Genomic DNA, 17589 nt, shown 5'->3' on the forward strand with positions numbered 1-17589 from the left:
GCCGCCGGGGCAGGGCGGTGATGCTGCCTATGCTGATCGTCTGGATGCTGATGGCTGCATCAAGCAGCCGGCGGAGCCGGGTATCCAAGAGCCGACGCACAGCGTCCCCCTTCAGCCCATCTCGTAAATGCGCTGCCCGACCTCTGCCCGACCAGAAAACGCCAGGCGGGCAGAGGTCGGGCAAGGCGAGGCACGGGCCACGCATCGGGCGACGGATCGCTGCCTGTGTTCCGTCGCCGGCCCGAGAAAACCCCGGAGACTCAAGTTCTTGTGGGCAGACCATACACGGCCGGGCCTCAGCCGTTCCCCACACCGTACCGCATCTCCGAAGATCGTGCCTTGACTCTCGTCGCATTTAAGGAACAAAGCATGAACTCTTATCACTGACGCCCGCCAGCATCGGACGGATCGAGATGACCACGAAGGGGAGCCAAGCCCAGAAGAAGCCTGCCCTGGAAGCGCTCCAGGCGACCATTGCTCGCATCGAAGGACACAAGAACCGCAAGCGTGCCGTCCTGCCGTTCGGGGTGAAGGCGATCGATACGAGACTGCCGGGTGGTGGGCTGGCCCTCGGGGCGCTCCACGAAGTGGCCGGGGGCGGGAATGACGCCCTGAACGCGACTGCGGCGGCCCTGTTCGCCGCAGGGATTGCCGCCCGGACCAAGGGCAAGGTGCTGTGGATCGTCACCCGGCAGGACATCTTCGCGCCGGCTCTCGATCAGGCCGGACTGGCCGCCCGCCGGGTCATCCATGTCGAAGCGTCCTCGGACAACGACGCCCTGGCCTGCTTCGAGGAAGGGCTGCGGCATGGCGGGCTGGGTTCCGTGGTTGCCGAGGTCGGGCGGCTGACGATGACGGCCTCGCGGCGCTTGCAGATCGCGGCCGAAGGGACTGGGACGATCGGCCTGGCTGTCCGGAGATGGCGCCGCCAGACGGAAGCCGCCGATTTCGGACAGCCGACAGCCAGCACCACACGCTGGCGGGTCTCCGTCCTGCCATCCGCGCCGCTTCCCGTGCCTGGCGTGGAGCGGCCTCGGTGGATGCTGGAATTGCTGCGCGCGCGATCGGGGGAATGCGCGGATTTTGAGGTGGAGGGATGCGATGCCAACGGGAGGATTGAATCGTGTGGTGTCGCTCTACCTGCCTCTGTGGCCGACGGAGCGCATCAGGAAGAAGCTGGGCAACGCCGCGCCTGAGACACCGCTGGCCCTGGCCGGCCGGGAAGGCAGCCGCCGCGTGGTGCTGTCCGCCGACCTCGCCGCCCGCAAGATCGGGGTGACGCCCGGCATTCCGGTTGCCAAGGCCCAGGCGCTCTATCCCGATCTGACCATCATGGATGCCGACCCCGACGGCGACCGGGCCGGGCTGGAGGCTCTGGCTCTCTGGTTCCAGCGGCGGATCGCGCCTATCGTGGCCGTGGACGCATCCGGCGGCCTGCCTGATGGCATCGTAATGGACACGACCGGCACGGATCATCTGCATGGTGGCGAGCCGGCGATGCTGGAAGCCGTGGTCCGTCGCCTGGCTGACTCAGGCTTCACCGCCAAGGCCACGATCGCCGGAACCTGGGGCGCCGGCCATGCCCTGGCCAGATATGGACGCGGCCGGATCGTCATCGTGCCCGATGGAGGCATCCCCGACGCGCTCTGCAACCTGCCGATCGAGGCATTGCGGCTTCCGGCTGCCGTCATCGAGGGCTTGCGGACGCTGGGTATCTCCCGGATCGGCAAGCTGGCCGCCATGCCGCGCGCGCCGCTGACCTTGCGGTTCGGGCCGGAACTGGAGCGTCGTCTGGACCAGGCGTATGGGCGCGTCGCCGAGCCCATCCTGGCCGTACGCCCGGTTGATCCGGTTTCTGTGGCGCGCAACTTCGCCGAACCCATCGGTGCGGCCGAGACCATTGCCCGCTATATCGGCAAGCTGGTTCCTGTCCTGTGTGAGGGGCTGGATGCGAGGGGCGACGGCATCCGCATGCTCGACCTCCTGTTGCACCGGGTGGACAGCCAGACCCAGATGATCCGGATCGCCACGGCCCGGCCGGCAAGGGACGCGAAGCATCTGACGCGCCTGCTGTGCGAGAAGATCGAGACGATCGATCCGGGCTATGGCATCGAGCGCATGGAACTGGTCGCCGTCCTGGCCGAGCCGATGGAGGTCAGGCAGCGGGTTTCCTCGCTGATCGAAGAGGAAGAAGCTGACATTTCCGGCCTGATCGACACGCTGGCCAATCGCGTCGGCGGGGAATCCCTCTACCGGTTTGCCCCTGTGGAGAGCGACATCCCCGAGCGGTCAGTCTGCCGGGTGCCGGCACTGGCTCCGGATGACGGCACCACCTGGCCGGCCGGATGGCCACGACCGACCCGGCTGCTCTCCCGGCCGGAACCTGTCCAGGCCATGGCCGAACTGCCGGACCAGCCGCCGATCTTCTTCATCTGGCGCGGCATCCGGCATCGCGTGCGTTGCGGCGACGGACCTGAGCGCGTCTTCGGCGAGTGGTGGCAGGGCGATGCGGAACTGACGATCGCACGGGATTATTTCCGGATCGAGGACACGGCCGGCGACCGATTCTGGGTCTTCCGCGAGGGCGACGGCGAGCATGGAGAAACCGGCTCGCAGAGATGGTTCATGCACGGACTGTTCGCATGACCCGCTATGCCGAGCTTCAGGTCACCAGCTATTTCTCGTTCCTGCGCGGGGTGTCGTCGCCTGCCGAACTGTTTGCCCAGGCCAAGCGCCTCGGGCTCTCCGCCATCGGGATCACCGACCGCAACACGCTGGCCGGAATCGTCCAGGCTCATATCGCCGCGAAAGATACCGGCATGCGGCTGGTGGTCGGATGCCGGCTCGACCTCGCCGACTTTCCGCCGGTCCTGGTCTATCCGATGGACCGTGCTGCCTATGGCCGCTTATGTCGGCTGCTGTCGATCGGCAAGGCGCGCGCCGGCAAGGGGAAATGCCTGCTGAACTGGGCAGACCTGGCCGAGTGGGGCGACGGGCTGCTGGCCGTGCTGGTGCCTGATGTCGCCGATGATGACTGCGCCCTGCATCTGCGGAAGCTGCGGGATGCCTTCGGGGACCGGGCCTATATGGCACTGACCCTGCGCCGCCGGCCGAATGATCAGATGCGGCTCTATGAATTGGCGAACCTGGCCCATGCGCGCCGGGTGAAGACCGTCGTCACCAATGACATCCTGTTCGATATCCATGACCGCCGCATCCTCCAGGATGTCGTCACCTGCGTCCGGCACAACACGACCATCGACCGGGCCGGCTTCGTCCGTGAGCGTCATGCCGATCGCTATCTCAAGCCGCCCCAGGAAATCGCGCGCCTGTTCGGTCGGTATCCCGAAGCGATCGACCGGAGCATGGAGATCGTCGAACGCTGCCGGTTCAGCCTCGACGACCTGGCCTATCAATATCCGGACGAAATCACGACGCCAGGCCAGACACCCCAGGAGGCACTAGAGGCCCTGACATGGGAAGGTGCCCGCGCCTTCTATACGGATGGCATCCCCGAGGACGTGGCCGAAATCCTCCGTCATGAACTGGCGCTGATCGGGCGCATGTCCTACGCGCCCTACTTCCTGACGGTGAACAGCATCGTCCGCGAGGCGAGGCGGCGGGGCATCCTGTGCCAGGGTCGCGGATCGGCGGCCAATAGCGCCGTCTGTTTCGTGCTGGGGATCACGGCAATCGATCCATCGCGGACGACATTGCTGTTCGAGCGGTTCATCTCGGAAGAGCGGGGCGAGCCGCCGGACATCGACGTGGATTTCGAGCATGCCCGTCGCGAGGAAATCATCCAGTGGATTTATGACCATTACGGTCGCACCCGCGCGGCACTGACCGCCGTGGTCACCCGGTATCGGGCCAAGGGGGCTCTCCGGGATGTTGGCAAGGTGATGGGGCTGCCGGAAGACCTGATCTCCCTGCTGTCGAAACAGATATGGGGCTGGTCGCGCGAGGTCGATGCGGAGAAATTCGCCGAGACCGGAATCGACCTGACCGACCGGCGTATCCGTCTGACGCTCGATCTGGCGCGTGCCCTGATCGGCGTGCCGCGTCATCTGTCGCAGCATCCGGGTGGCTTCGTGCTGACCCACGACCGGCTGGACGAACTGGTGCCGATCGAGCCGGCGGCGATGGATAACCGTCAGACCATCGAATGGGACAAGGACGATATCGACGCGCTGAAATTCATGAAGGTGGATGTGCTGGCACTCGGCATGCTGACCTGCATGAAGAAGAGCCTCGACCTGCTGGCCGAGCATAAGGGGCAGGCGCTGACCCTGGCCACCATCCCGGCCGAAGACCCGCGAACCTACGCCATGATCCGCAAGGCGGACACGATCGGCGTGTTCCAAATCGAATCCCGCGCCCAGATGTCGATGCTGCCGCGCCTGAAGCCTCGGACCTATTATGACCTGGTGATCGAGGTCGCCATCGTCAGGCCCGGTCCGATCCAGGGCGACATGGTTCATCCGTATCTGCGCCGGCGGGAGGGATTGGAGCATCCGGACTATCCGACGCCGGAACTGGAAGAGGTGCTGAAGCGGACCCTCGGCGTGCCGCTCTTCCAGGAACAGGTAATGCAGGTGGCCATGGTGTGCGCCGGGTTCACGGCGGCCGAGGCGGACGGCCTGCGCCGGGCCATGGCAACCTTCAAGAACACCGGCACGGTATCGAAATTCCAGACCCGTTTGCTCGAAGGCATGAGGGAGAACGGCTACCCGGAGGAATTCGCCGAGCGCATCTACCAGCAGCTTGAGGGCTTCGGCTCCTACGGCTTCCCGGAGAGCCACGCCGCGTCGTTCGCCATCCTGGCCTATTCGTCATCGTGGATGAAATGCCGCCATCCGGACGTGTTCCTGGCCTCATTGCTGAACAGCCAGCCGATGGGCTTCTACGCGCCGTCCCAGCTTGTCCGCGACGCTCAGGCTCATGGGGTGGAAGTCCGGCCGATCTGCGTGAACCGGTCCCGGTGGGATGCCACGCTGGAAGGGCCGGAACGGGCAAACGGCCTGTTCGCCGTCAGGCTTGGCATGAACCTGGTGAAGGGACTGGCCAATGAGGATGCCGCGCGGATCGTGGCGGCGCGTGGGAATCGGCCTTTCGCATCGATCGATGATCTGTGGCGACGATCCGGCGTGAAGGCCGCTGCCCTGACCCATCTGGCCGAGGCCGATGCATTCCGTCCGGGGTTCGGGCTGGCCCGGCGCGAGGCATTGTGGGCCATCAAGGCGCTACGGGATGAACCGTTGCCCTTGTTCGCGGCTGCGGCCATCACGCGGGAGGCCGAGGAACCCGATGTCCTGCTTCAGCCCATGCGGGCCGGCGCCGAGGTTGCGCGGGACTATAACCGTGTCGGCCTGACCCTGCGGGATCATCCGGTCGCCTTCCTGCGGGATGATCTGCGCCGGGAAGGCGTCCTGTCATGCCGGGACGCCATCAGCGCCAAGGACGGCAAGCGGATGACGGCAGCCGGAATCGTCCTAGTGCGCCAACGGCCGGGATCGTCCAAGGGGGTGGTCTTCATGACGCTGGAGGATGAGACGGCGACGCTGAATGTCATCGTGTGGGCGGACGTGTTCGAGAAGTTCCGGCCGGTGGTGCTGTCCGCCAGCATGGTGGCTGTGAAGGGACGGCTTCAGAAGGAGGGGGAGGTGATCCATCTTGTCGCCTTGGAGATTGTCGATCGATCTGCGCTGCTGGCGGATGTCGGGAATCGGGCGGGGCGTGGGGATGGGGTCGGGATGGGGGCGGATGAAATCGACGGCGATCTGATCGCGATTAGGGCGCGGAATTTCCACTGAAGCTGGGGGCTGGCCGTGTTCCTCCGGAGGGCGGACGGTGAAGCCTCTCTGGGGGGATTGTCCGGCTGCCGCCGGATGTGGCGGTTACGGGACTGCTGGCGGCCAAGGGTCGATGAGCGGCACCGTGACGCGGATAGGGACGTGACCACGATCTCCCGGCGGAGCCGGGTATCCCGTCAGCCTCTTCCGAGGCCCCCTTCAGCCATCTGCATAAGCGCCAGGACCTATGACATCGCCGAAGAGTCAAAAACGGTGGTTTCCGGGTTCCGGTCAAGCACTCATGTTTTGATCTCATTATTAAGTGTTCAAAAAGCGGCTTTTTGGTGAGCATTCTGGGCTGTGAGACGCTGCACCGTCGAGACCGAGACGCCCAGGACGCTGGCAATCTGCCCGTTCGTGCTGCCTGTCGCCGCCATCTCCAAGGCGTGGTCCTTCTGTCTGCCCGACAGTTTCGGCCGCCTGCCCAGCTTCCTTCCCGCCGCCCGCGCAGCCTCCAGGCCAGCGATAGTCCGTTCCTTGATGATCTCCCGTTCGAACTCGGCGAAAGCCGCCAAGATGGTCAGGAAGAGGCGTCCGTTTGGCGTGTTCGTCTCAACACCGACGTTCAGAATCCGCAAGTTGATAGAACGGGCGTTTAGAATCCGGATCAGCCCAATAACGTCTGCTGTGTCGCGTCCCAGCCGGTCCAGCTTCGCCGCCACCAGGCTGTCTCCGGCCTCTAGTGTCCGCAACAAGGAGGACATGCCGGGACGCGACAGGGCGGGCACTCCGCCAGAGATAATGTCCTGGGTAATCATGTCGTCAGACAGTCCCTCCCGTCGTAACGACAATATCTGCGCGTCGTTTGTCTGACTATCCGTTGATACCCGCGCGTAACCGAAACGTCTCATGCTCAAAAACCTCGTTTTCAATCTGTGGTTCTGGGCGCGCCTGAATACGACGCGGGCATGTTCAAAAACCACGGATTCTGGTCACTGCAATCAGTGTAGCGTGGCCAGAAATGCATTTCATATTTCTGGCCACACTGCGTTCGGGCTTTGGCTACGGGGATGATGGGCGGCAGATGAAAAGTCATCAAAAGAAAATGTTTCGTATCAAGGGGGCGGTGATTGCCGCCCTTTCCATTTATGCATCCGGAGCGTTCCTATTTTCTTCGGCGCAGGCTGAATCGCCCCGTGAAGACCAGACCCGTTATGGGGTGGCGTCCGGAAGCGGGCCGCTCAATACGCTGCTTATCAACGGCCACCCCACGGCCCCCAGGATCGCCGGGAACAGCGCCCTGTTCGTCGCCAAGATCGCGGAAGCCTGGCCGCCGACATCCTGCTACTGACCTCCGTCGGCGGCCAGGCTTGCGACGCACAGTATGCGATCGTCAAGGTCACGCCGACCGGAATCAAGCCTCCGACGGCATTTTTCGGAAATTGCATCTCCGTCCGGCCAACGATCTCCGGGCAGACCATTACGATGAAATTCCCCCGGAACGTGGGACGCTACGCCACCATCCCGGCTGAGATCGACGCATACGACATCGCGACCGGCCAGATGACGAAGAATGGGAAGCCGATCAGCACGGTGTGCCGGCTCGATAACGGCGTTTGCCAAGGATAATCCGACCGTAATCTGCCGGCAGCACAAAACAACCCAGTAATGCAAACGAACTGTCAGGATTCACAGAATGAATATCAGAGACGTGTCGCTGCATTTCGATCGCATGACCGGCGTGATGATGGCCTATATCGGCACATTCGCCATTTGCGTCATCGTGTGCGCGGTAATGGGGGAATACTCTCTGCTGCTGGGATATTTTCTGGTGACGTGCCTGACTCTGTTCCAAATTCAGGCATGGCTCGGAAAACTCATTGCGCGTCGGATGTTCGGTGACCCAATGGCCGCGTTTCCGAAAATGTATGGTGAACTGTTTGCCCACCCACCTGTGCAGATCGATTACAGACTCGATTTCGACAATTACCTGACTGCCATCTGCTACGACGGAGAGTTCCTTTATATCGTTGACAAAAACAAGATGGTTACGCTGAAATGGAGTGATGTAAGGTCGTGGTCATGGGAAATCATCGATCCTGCCGTGCAGGTAACGACCGCCAACACACCAGGTCTCGCAGTGCAGGGGGCAGTCAACGATGCCTGGGCCAATCTGGGACCGAGGGTAAACGCGATCAAGAGCAGCGGTATCCGGCTGACCGTCAAGGACGTCAACCACCCGCAATGGTTCTACAACACCGGGAAAGATAAAAAGGCCGAGGCGGTCTGCCGGAAATGGGAAGAGATTTTCAGGCAGTTCAGCGACGGATCGCTCAAGATCGCGGCCTGATCGGGCGATAGCAACAGGGGGGCAGGATCATGGGACCGGAAGAGCTTTCGATCATTATGAGTCCGCAATTTATCAACGCGACGTTCCGTGCGGGCGAAGACTGGTATAACAACCTGATGGAGCGGAAGCGGGCAGTTGAGCAGCAGGCGCAGGAGGCTGCACGACAAAACCAGCTTCATGCCCTCCGCGCTGCCAACGCGAATCTCTGGCAATTCAACTCCGACCTCCTGCGTGAACTGTCTAACAAGCGGCTGGAGAATCGGGAGCAGAGCGCAGCACTGAGTGTCGCCGAGCGTGATCTATTCCTAGCTAATGCTGCGAACGCTGGACTCAGTAGCCGACTGGAACAAGTGACGTCGCCACCCAAGCCCGTCGGAGCCGTGCCTGATCTCGCGACGTTCACGTCCGACCTGCAAGCCAGTGTCCAGCGTGCCATCGCAAACGAACAGAAGCGAAAGGCCGATGAAGCGGCCAGCGCAGCGATGGCGAGTGAGCGTCGATCTCAGGAACGCATTCTGGCGCAAGCACAGGCCCAGGCGCAGGAACTGGCACAGGTCCGGGCCGAGAGAGATGAAGCAAAAACCGGTTTGGAGGCCGCCAGGGCGGACGGCTATCGGCTCCAGTCGGAGGTTGATCTGGCCACGAGTGCCCTGAAGACGAAGGATATTCTGGTCACCGCTCTCGAAGCCGAACGCCGGGACAACGCGCTGGCGGCTCAGGCCATCGAGGCGGCGGGTATGACGGTGATGTATGTCACGGCACAGGCGATGGAGGCATGGGCGGCCCAGGGCAAGGCGCCGATGCTCGACAACCTGATGACTTCGCACACCAAGGCTGGCGGTCGTCCGATGACGATGCGGGAATACCTGTGGTTTGCGACGCTGATCAAGGAGATGAAGGCGCGCGATGTTCCCGATCACCTGATCCGCGCCCGCTGCCCCGTGGACGGGATCGAGGACTTCCTGGCACGGGAGGTAGTCGTGTCGGATCGGAAGGTGGCGTTGACCCTGCCCTGAGATGGGGCCGGCGCGGACGGGCGAGAGCCGATCACGTCATATTCTGAACGCAACGACCATTATAACTGGGGATGCATGTCATGGCCGAGATCATCAATCTGAATAGAACGATCCAGCACAGAAGCCGCATGAGCGTCTTTGTGGGCTACCTGACGGTGGACTGGAAATGTCATGCCTTCGCCGCCGAGACCAAACGCGAATGTATGCGCCAGATGGCCCTGTTCATCTGCGAAATGGACGAAATGCACCGTGCGGACGTGCGGGATTATCCGGAAGTCGCGGCGTTGCGGCCATATTATTACTCCGGTGTTGTTGCGTCGAATGACATCTGTCGGATCGCATCTCTTGCCGAGATCGATCCTGACCATCTCGACGCAATGTTCGTTGACGCGATCGATGCATATCTCGTCGATCCAGATGTCCGGATCACATCCCACGCGACCCCCGTTGTCGTGCCTGTCCACGGCGTCGATTTCGGGAATGCGCTGCATGCGGCATTTGTCGAAAGCGAAAGCGGGATCGCCGGACATGTCAGCACGAAGAAGGAAGCGGCGCAGGTCTGGATGACGGATTACGTCCGAGACCAAATGAACATGACCGTGCCCCAGGCGGAGCGGCAGTTTCGGAACTGGAACGACGGGTTCCTGGATGTCGTGCAGCTTCGGCTGTCTCCCAACCTCCAGACCGTCGTCACGCTCGCCTCGCTGACGCCTACGGCGGGCTAATCAGAATCATCGGATTCAACCCGTCCGCTCTTTGACCTGATAGCGTTAATACCCCGGAACCCCGCAGGAAACAGCCATTCCTGCGGGGTCATCCGTGTGTTTGACGTGGGGGTCGGGATGGTGCTGCCGGGCTGCTGGTCCGGGCATTGTCGGGGCCGACATTACAATCAACTGGAGAGCCACGAGAGGCCCCAGGAGATTGATATGCACGACAGAAGCACCCATTTTGACGATGCAGAGTCCGGTTTTATCCGTGACCTGATGCATTTCACACTCGACGAACCCGACGTTCAGCCGCTCGTCTGCGCGAGCCGTGACTTGGATTTCTACTACGGCGCGGAGGGGCCGGATAGCGTCGGTCCGCTCTGTGGCGTGCCAGGTCGCGAGCCGATCCCGTCCACCTCTGCCGATCTCCGCTATGAAGACCGAAAGTGCATTCTGACCGTCCAGGAGGCAAAAATCCTTCGCTGGACGCAGAGGAATTTCGATCAGTCGGGGCGGAATATCTATCTCGCCCTGATCGCGCTCAGAGTGATGATCGGTGCTGAGTCACCGACGATTGCGTGCTATCGCTGTCAAGTGAGTGATGCCGTCGTGTATCCGGACCTGCCTGTACAAATGGCGTTGATGTCTGTCCTCGGTGTGCATCGCGATGACGTGCCGGCCTGGGCGGATATCGTTCATGCGCTTGCTCGGGCGACCGGTCGGGTCAAACAGGATGTCAAACCGCTGAAGCTGCTCCTGCTGCGCCTGTTGAGCGGGATACTGTTGAACATTGTGGACGCCCGCACGAGCGCCTTGAATACGCCCGGTTTTAATGACCGATCTGGCGAAGTCGAGGATCGCGTGCGGGCCATTATCGAGACAATACCTAAACGTGACCTCGCCGAGAGTGGGGCTCATGGCCAGGCCGGACGGGCGTCGGAGGGCGGAAAGAGGCCGACGCCCGCGCCACGAGGGCCGAGGCCACGTCCGCGCTCGCCTCGGCCCAGGATGTTCTGAGTATGTATTCCCCGTCCCTGCATGCGCGGAGACGGGGAATACGCCGCCAGGTTCTTGCGGCCCTGAGACGGCATCAGCGACGCTTGTGTGCCGCCTCATCCTCCTTGTGCTGCGTCGCCTGGTGCTGGGCGAACGACTGGTCGGCTTTCTCGATCTGTCGCTCAAGAGCCGTTTTCGGCGCGGTCTTCACGTCCTGAGACGACCCTCCCAGCGTCATCTCCGGCTCCAGCTTCTGCTCCTGTCCCCTGTCCTCGTCGGGGTTGCGGGACAACTTCGCGGCGTCACGCTGCCGGTCCAGTTCGCCCTGTGGCAGGATGTGCGCGGCTTCCCGGCCCAGGAATTCAGCGTCGGACCGGCCCTGTTCGCGCTCGTCGGGCTGCTGACCGATGTGGGGGCCGGGCGGGGTCAGTTCGCGATCACGAGACTGCCCGGCGCGGCGCTCGTGATCCTCGTTGAAAGATTCGTTGGCCTCCTGCTTCTGATCACGGGCGTCACGCATCTCTGCAAGCCGGTCTTTGAGTTCATCCGCGTTGGGTCGCCGGTCGATTTCCTGCTCGACCTCCTTGACGTTATCGCGCGCGTCCTGGGCGAAATGCCGTTCCTCGACGGTGCGCCAGTCGTCGGTCAGGCCCCGCGCATCAGCCACGGTCCTGGCACGCATCACCGCATCGTCGGCCTCTCGGGCCTCGCCCTGCGCGTCGTTCTTCAGGTCGAAGGAGGGCTTGTCGGGCGATTTGATCAGCGCATCGATGTAGGGGCTGTTCGATGCATCCAGCCGCTCATTGTATGTTTTCCGGAGATCGTCGTCGCTCATTCCGATCAGCGACTGCCAGTCTCGTTTCGTCGCAGAATCGTCCGGCAGTTTGTCGGCCATGTCAGCGACATCGCGGATATGCCGTTCGCGCTTGACTTCCGCCTTGTCGATTGCTTCAGCCAGGTAGCCGTCGCAATCCTGAGAGTATTTGTCCCACAGACCGGCCTCTGCCAGCAGATCGCGGTCGGACATTTTCGCGTAGTTCTCGTTACGCTCATCAGCCGATGCCGGTGCGGAGTCCGCGCCAGGGAACCGCCGGCTGAGAACAATGTTGTTTCCGGTCGTCCGCAGGGCGCTCTGTTCCCGTTCCTCAGCAGCAAGTTCTTCAGCAGTGCGTTCCATTTTATTCATCCATTGTCTTTACCGTCAGCATCATCGCCGCCGGTTACGACGAAGCCCCGTGTCGAGGCCCCCTCGAAACCAGCAGGGAAGTCGCCTCGCCGGTTATCGGGTGACCGCCCGTTTCTCATTTCGCTGGTCAGTCTGATGGCTGGCGTAAGCGCGATCCGCCATATCGATCTGACGTTCGAGCGACGTTTTCCGCGCGCCAGCAATGGGCCGGTATGGAATCCCTGGCCTCGGCGGCAGAACGGACGCCCTCTGTTTCGCTCCCTGTGCCTGCTGCCGTCCGCTAGAATCCTGTCGGGTCGGCACCTGCACATTTGTAGCCGTCTCCGGAATCCGCGTATCTGAAGCGGCCTTGTCCTGGCGCCAGGTGTCCGTGATCCCACGCGCGTCGCCGACCGCTAATGCTCGCAGATGTGCCCGGCTCGGGAATGGCTCGCCTGGCTTGGCCGAGAACATCCGGTCATCGATTTCTTTTTGAAGCCGATCCGCCGGCATTGAGAAAAGAGCCTCGTAATCTTGACGGCTTTCCGTCTCGTGCCCTTTGGTCTTCACCATGAAATGCAGGGAATACCGCTCGTCCGCGCGTTCTTTCTGTGCCTGCTGCGGCGAGAACAGGTCGGCCGGGGCGGTGTCGGCAAAACCGACGTCAGCGTCGCTCACTTTCTGGAAGTGCCGCCGATACGTCTGTTTCAGGATGTCGTCTTCGTTGAATGACACGATCATTCTCCGTATATTTGCCGGCGTGTTGTTCGCTCGGGCATCCAGGCCGTCCGGGACGGGCGACGGGCGGCCTGGATGACTGAGTGATGAATTGATTGTCTCTATATTATATCGTGGATTTCAAATTTCCGGGGTGGAGGCCGGGATGGGCAGTCCGGGCCATCCATGTCGATCAGTTCGCCCAATCGTCGTCGGTGTTGTCGCCGTCGTCCGGCCCGGTCGGGACGTAGTTGCCAGGGATGATGACCGGCTGCTGAACGCTGACCGGCTGCGGAACGACCGATCCCGTGGCCGGCGGAAGCCTGGGGGGCTGGCTTGGGGAACATGCAGCCAAGATCAGAAGACCGGCCGCGAGGATGAATTTCTTTGTCATTTCATTGTCTTCCAAATTTCCGGGGTGCAGTGATGGAGACCCAGACTGTCCATCCGGGCCTCCATGACGATCAGGCGGCGAGGTCGATCACGTCGATCGTGTGACCGCCGGCGCGCTGGACATAGGCAAGGGCGAAATTGGAGCCCTGCTTGATGTCCGTGGCGGTGAAAAGCGGCTTGTTTTCAACGCCATGTCCGCGCATTTCGCGCTCTTTGTCTTCCTGGCGCCAGTAGGCGTCCTTGATCGATCCGGTCACAGCGTCCGCGTTGTCGCTGTGTTTGTTCGCGTAGTATCGCAGGATGAATCTCGGATCGAACCGCTTGAGCGGCCGCATCTGATGGGTTTCCAAGCCGGGCTGGGCCGGACGGAGGCTGATCTGTTCAGCGCCGGTCAGGAATGGAACCGGCAGGTCCGGGAACTCGATCTCGCGCTGCCCCTGGGTCTCGAAATATTCGTCATCGACCACCAGACCACGCAAGGTCTCGCCGGCCATTTTCTGGAAATATTCGAGCGTTTCCTGCTCTTCGATGCGGAGACAGACCTTGGTGCGCAGGTTGTTCAGGAGGTCCTGCGTGTGCTTCTCACCGAGCCTCTTCTGCAATGATGGCAGGCCCTGCGTCGCCGCAACCATGAAGACGCCGGTGCTTCGTGCGATATTGAAGAACTCAGCATCGGATTCGCTGCCGCCCTTGGTCGCCAGCATCTGGAACTCATCGACGAGCAGGGCCACCGACTGCCGTTTCGCGGCCTCCGGATCGGCGATCTGGCGTTTACGGGCTGCGATAAACAACCTCGTTTTCAGCCACACCGCCACCACCTGGCCGACGGTGCCCCATTCACTCTCGCCGATGGCGACGGCGAGAATCCCGCCGTTCAGGGCATAATCGACGTCGGTGATCTGGTCGGGCGGGAGCAGGCCGGAGGCGAAACGGGCTGCGACCGGTGGGGCGCCCGAGAATTTTCCGGTGACGCTCGACACGTTTGCGATGATTCCGGACCGGGTGTCCTGGGCCATTTTCTTCCACTCGCCGAGCGCATAATCGCCGGAGATCGCGACCTCGCGGCTGTTGATGAGGTCGCCCAGTTCCTGGTCCTTGCCGCTGTCCGCAATGAGTTTTCCGTGCGCCGCAATGCGCCGGAATGCTGCATCGAGCGCATCAGGGTTGGTTGCGAGGTGCGCGATGCCCTGAAGGCTCCAGGGGCGGAAGTTTTTCCAGGTCGCGTCGGAGTCATCCGAATCATCGCCCTGGTCCGCTCCCTCGGCAGCGGCAGGTTGAGCGGCAGGCGGCTCATCGAAATCGCCCGACGACAGGAGGTCTTCCCATGACGCCGACGCATCGGACACCGCATCGTCAACCTCCGCTGCGTCAGGTTCTTTGGCGCTCTCGGGAAGCGGCACGATCTTTTCGAGAACGCTCGCGATCACTGCCGAGTGATACACGATGATGCTGGCCTGCTCTGACCAGAAAACGTCCTCTTTTTCGCCGATTACCTGCGCCGACACCGTTTTCAGCATCGTTGCGACTTCGAGAGGGGTCATGCCCGCAACCAGGTTCACGCCGTAATGACCGTCGTCCGTTCCCAGCACACGGAGATCGCCACGGCCCGCCAGTTCCGGCAATGAAATCAGGTCTTTATACAGGACCCCCTTGCCGTCGGTGATGTAGCCGCCGATCCGGCGAGGGGGCGTGCCATCGGTCGGCTTGTCCCACGTCGCGCCGAAAATGCGCCGGGCCATCGGCTGGAGGAACGCGCGGGTTTTGCCTTCGCCGGTGCCTCCGAAAACGATGACGTGCTGGCGGATGGATTCCGCATCGAGCGCGACGTCCTGACCGACACCTGGCGACCGCATCGAACCACGGGCGCGCGCGATGCCGGTCGCCACACCGACTTTGATCACCGGCGCATCAGGATTCATCAGGGCCAGATCGACCTGCCTCGCATATGCCTCCTGCTCGGTGGCGCGGATATCCGCCCGGTTCTTGTATGCGACGATCGCGTCCCGCGTGGGTGTCGCCAGCGCCGACGATGCACGGGCGAAATAAGACTGGAGCCCGCGCACGACGTTGAACAGGGCCAGACCGGGGGCCATGACCGCCGCTGCAAGCAGGGCCAGGCCGAGGGTGCCGGCGGCCGAGACAGCGGTCGTGATGATGGCGTCTGCATACCACGCGATCTGAGGGATCAGCGCGTGCAGTTCACCCGAGCGCGCCCAGTCCGGGTAAGGGAGCGCACTGTGCAGGCCGGTCAGGCAGACAGAGAGCAGGGCCGCCGCCGCGAAGACGACAGCCATGCCGGCGGAGTAGCGGACAGACCGTTGAATCTGGGTGCGCGCGATTGTCGAGATTGCGTCGATCGTCAGATGGCGCCAGGCGAGCCAGGTCACTGGGATACCGCCGGGGAGCCGCCCATCCCAGGTCGGGGGGCGCACGAGATCGTCGGGGATGTTGCGATACAGCCAGCGGTAGCGATCCTCCGGCCACGTCGCGTTTGCGGCGGCGCGGATATCGCCGTCCAGGAGAGGATTGCCCGTGCCCGCTGTCCGGGCTGCGAGCCATTTGTCCAGGCGTGCGGGCTCGCAGAATGCGTCGATGCGGCTGGTCACGCCGTGGGGGATCAGGCGGTCGATCAGGCGGCTCCACAGTCGGCCTGCGATCCGCCGGGGCGCGCGAGCGGTGCGCACGGTCAGACGGCCCAGCAGGGGGACGAAACATGCGACGGCCGCGAACAGGGCGCCGCCGACAACGACCTCGCCGAACGAGGACATGATCGAGTAGGGCATCAGCGTCGAAGCCAGCGCCGTCGTGCTGTCGAGGCTTGCCAGATTCCGCGCGAGGTTCTGCTGAAACAAATCCATTGTCGTATCTCTCCATAGAGTGTGCGGTGACCGGAGCGGTCGATGCCGCTCCGGCTCGATGGGGCGGGTTGGGTCAGCCCATGTTTCCGCTGACCAGAGCCGCGATGCGGACGTTCGTCGAACGGGCGTCGTATGCCGCGGCGGCGCGACCCCAGGCGACCGTTCCGGCCGACCCAACGGCGCCGGTGATGACGATGGCGATTGCAGCGGCGATGATGATTTTCATTGTTCTAATTCCTTGATTTCTTTGCGGCATGCTTGCGGTGTGAGTGGGGTCGATCAGGTCCGCTTCGGACGGAGATCAGCGGCCAGCCCCTTCGCGCAGGCTTCGTGACGAAGAGCAGCCAGGCGGCGGTCGGGACGGGCCGAGGCGTGGAGGGCGGCTTCCTCGCGGCTGATGCAGACGTTCAACCCAGTGCGGATTGTGGGCGCATCGCTCGGCTGCATTTCGGCGAGTTCGAGCAGAGCGGCATCGACGGCATCCGCGTTCTGGCGGGCGCCCACATAGTTCGCGGCGGTGTCGGGAACGGACATGATGCGGTCGTTGATGAACTGGCCGATCAGATGCGGCTGTGCGGTCGCGCTGGTGTCGTCATTCAGCGTGATCGAGGGCAGCCCATCGACATGGACCGGCCCACAGGCGGACAGAGCCAGCAGGGTTCCCAGGCTGTATGCTGTCGCGATCAGGCGACGGGTTGAGCGGTAATGACTTGAGAACATTGTCTTATTCCATCTCGGTCATGCCCGTGAGCAGATCGCGGACGCATGTGCGGTTGAAATCGAGCAGATCGAGTTGAGCGCTGCCGCGAACGATGTGATCGGGGGCTGCTGCGCGCAGTTTTGCGAACATCGCCTCCCGCCGGCGGCCACACGCTTCGTAGCCATTGGTTACTCGACTGCTGATTGTTGGATTTGGATCATTGACGAGACCGGTCATGATCTCGTCGATCTTGCGGCCCATGGCAGCGCCCTGAACGGTGTTCTCAGGCCGGCTCATGCGGCCAATCGAGGCCAGAGCAGCGGTCACCGCCGGAGAGGACACTGGGACGGCCGGCGCAGCGACCGGGGCTGGGGCGGCGGACTGAGTGGCCGGTGCCGAAGTCGAAGACGCCTGCGCTGCCGATGCGGCCTGAGCCTGGGCCTGGGCCTGGGCCGCATGTTTCCTGGCCTCGGCGGCGGCGAGGGCGGCCTGGGCGCGGGCATCGGCCGCCCGCTGATACACGATCTCGTCAGCAGTGAATGCACGATCGAACCACGCCGGCATCGTCAGCGCATGGCCGCCGACGCCGGAGATGGCAGAGAGCGCGAGGACGATACCGGCGCCGTAGGAGACCAGGGCGGGCGTGTAGAACGGCCGCATTGCCGCCCTGACACGGTGCCCGGCGACGTGGCCGGGCGTGATCAATTTTTGGAACTCCTGCATGTGAGAACTCCAGTGTTAGCGAGCGAGGATCGCATCGCCGTCACTGTTAGATTATCACGGAAGTTGCACACTTACCTGTCGTGAGCCGGTTTCCAGGGAGGCCGCCACTCACCTCGATGCGGAAAAGAGATGAAATATAAAGGGTAATTGCGATATTGATGGTAAGTGA

Annotated in this window: 16 protein-coding genes; 8 read left to right on the forward strand and 8 right to left on the reverse strand. The window is 62.8% G+C overall.

The annotated features are described in order from the left end of the window. Window positions 1-413: 413 nt before the first annotated feature. Genes HLH48_RS01995 through HLH48_RS02005 form a run of 3 tightly spaced genes read left to right on the forward strand, consistent with a single transcriptional unit; the run spans window position 414 to window position 5813 of the window. Window positions 414-1196 (forward strand): ImuA family protein, encoded by a 783-nt coding sequence (locus HLH48_RS01995; RefSeq protein ID WP_182995828.1) that lies wholly within the window; start codon window positions 414-416, stop codon window positions 1194-1196. Further along, window positions 1126-2646: a DUF6504 family protein gene (locus tag HLH48_RS02000; protein WP_456305406.1), complete on the forward strand. Its 1521-nt coding sequence runs from the start codon at window positions 1126-1128 to the stop codon at window positions 2644-2646. The genes HLH48_RS01995 and HLH48_RS02000 overlap by 71 nt, the downstream gene beginning before the upstream one ends. Then, window positions 2643-5813, forward strand: a complete 3171-nt coding sequence (locus HLH48_RS02005; RefSeq protein WP_246386723.1) for an error-prone DNA polymerase — start codon at window positions 2643-2645, stop codon at window positions 5811-5813. Before HLH48_RS02000 ends, HLH48_RS02005 begins: the two co-directional genes overlap by 4 nt. Before the next feature lie 305 nt (window positions 5814-6118). On the opposite strand, the gene HLH48_RS02010 is transcribed toward HLH48_RS02005, so the two are convergent. Further along, entirely contained in the window at window positions 6119-6703 is a 585-nt protein-coding gene (locus HLH48_RS02010) for a recombinase family protein (protein WP_182995830.1), read from the reverse strand. 110 nt (window positions 6704-6813) lie between these two features. Between HLH48_RS02010 and HLH48_RS02015 the strand changes: the two genes are divergently transcribed. The 5 genes from HLH48_RS02015 (at window position 6814) to HLH48_RS02035 (ending at window position 10885) form a co-directional block, all read left to right on the forward strand. Further along, on the forward strand, window positions 6814-7143 hold the full coding sequence (locus HLH48_RS02015) for a hypothetical protein (protein WP_182995831.1): 330 nt from the start codon (window positions 6814-6816) through the stop codon (window positions 7141-7143). A gap of 345 nt (window positions 7144-7488) precedes the next feature. Further along, complete coding sequence (locus HLH48_RS02020) at window positions 7489-8142, forward strand: hypothetical protein (RefSeq protein ID WP_182995832.1); 654 nt, start codon at window positions 7489-7491, stop codon at window positions 8140-8142. A 29-nt stretch (window positions 8143-8171) separates the two neighbouring features. Next, on the forward strand, window positions 8172-9158 hold the full coding sequence (locus HLH48_RS02025) for a hypothetical protein (RefSeq protein ID WP_182995833.1): 987 nt from the start codon (window positions 8172-8174) through the stop codon (window positions 9156-9158). 80 nt (window positions 9159-9238) lie between these two features. Next, on the forward strand, window positions 9239-9883 hold the full coding sequence (locus tag HLH48_RS02030; protein WP_182995834.1) for a hypothetical protein: 645 nt from the start codon (window positions 9239-9241) through the stop codon (window positions 9881-9883). Between the two features lie 204 nt (window positions 9884-10087). Further along, on the forward strand, window positions 10088-10885 hold the full coding sequence (locus HLH48_RS02035; protein ID WP_182995835.1) for a hypothetical protein: 798 nt from the start codon (window positions 10088-10090) through the stop codon (window positions 10883-10885). Between the two features lie 73 nt (window positions 10886-10958). On the opposite strand, the gene HLH48_RS02040 is transcribed toward HLH48_RS02035, so the two are convergent. The 7 genes from HLH48_RS02040 to HLH48_RS02070 all read right to left on the reverse strand — a co-directional run bounded on the left by HLH48_RS02040 (window position 10959) and on the right by HLH48_RS02070 (window position 17420). Beyond that, window positions 10959-12041 carry a hypothetical protein gene (locus tag HLH48_RS02040; RefSeq protein ID WP_182995836.1) on the reverse strand — a complete coding sequence of 361 codons (1083 nt, stop codon included), beginning with the start codon at window positions 12039-12041 and terminating at the stop codon, window positions 10959-10961. A 102-nt stretch (window positions 12042-12143) separates the two neighbouring features. After that, window positions 12144-12764: a hypothetical protein gene (locus HLH48_RS02045; protein ID WP_182995837.1), complete on the reverse strand. Its 621-nt coding sequence runs from the start codon at window positions 12762-12764 to the stop codon at window positions 12144-12146. Between the two features lie 175 nt (window positions 12765-12939). Continuing rightward, entirely contained in the window at window positions 12940-13140 is a 201-nt protein-coding gene (locus tag HLH48_RS02050; protein ID WP_182995838.1) for a hypothetical protein, read from the reverse strand. Between the two features lie 70 nt (window positions 13141-13210). After that, window positions 13211-15997, reverse strand: a complete 2787-nt coding sequence (locus HLH48_RS02055; protein WP_182995839.1) for a type IV secretory system conjugative DNA transfer family protein — start codon at window positions 15995-15997, stop codon at window positions 13211-13213. A gap of 73 nt (window positions 15998-16070) precedes the next feature. Then, window positions 16071-16223 carry a hypothetical protein gene (locus HLH48_RS02060; RefSeq protein WP_182995840.1) on the reverse strand — a complete coding sequence of 51 codons (153 nt, stop codon included), beginning with the start codon at window positions 16221-16223 and terminating at the stop codon, window positions 16071-16073. Window positions 16224-16276: 53 nt separating this feature from the next. After that, window positions 16277-16717 carry a hypothetical protein gene (locus HLH48_RS02065; protein WP_182995841.1) on the reverse strand — a complete coding sequence of 147 codons (441 nt, stop codon included), beginning with the start codon at window positions 16715-16717 and terminating at the stop codon, window positions 16277-16279. A 4-nt stretch (window positions 16718-16721) separates the two neighbouring features. Then, the gene (locus HLH48_RS02070) at window positions 16722-17420 is read right to left on the reverse strand and encodes a hypothetical protein (protein WP_182995842.1); all 699 of its coding nucleotides are present in this window, start codon (window positions 17418-17420) and stop codon (window positions 16722-16724) included. Window positions 17421-17589: the final 169 nt, after the last annotated feature.

Source organism: Gluconacetobacter sacchari, from assembly GCF_014174255.1.
GTDB classification, from domain to species: Bacteria; Pseudomonadota; Alphaproteobacteria; order Acetobacterales; family Acetobacteraceae; genus Gluconacetobacter; species Gluconacetobacter sacchari.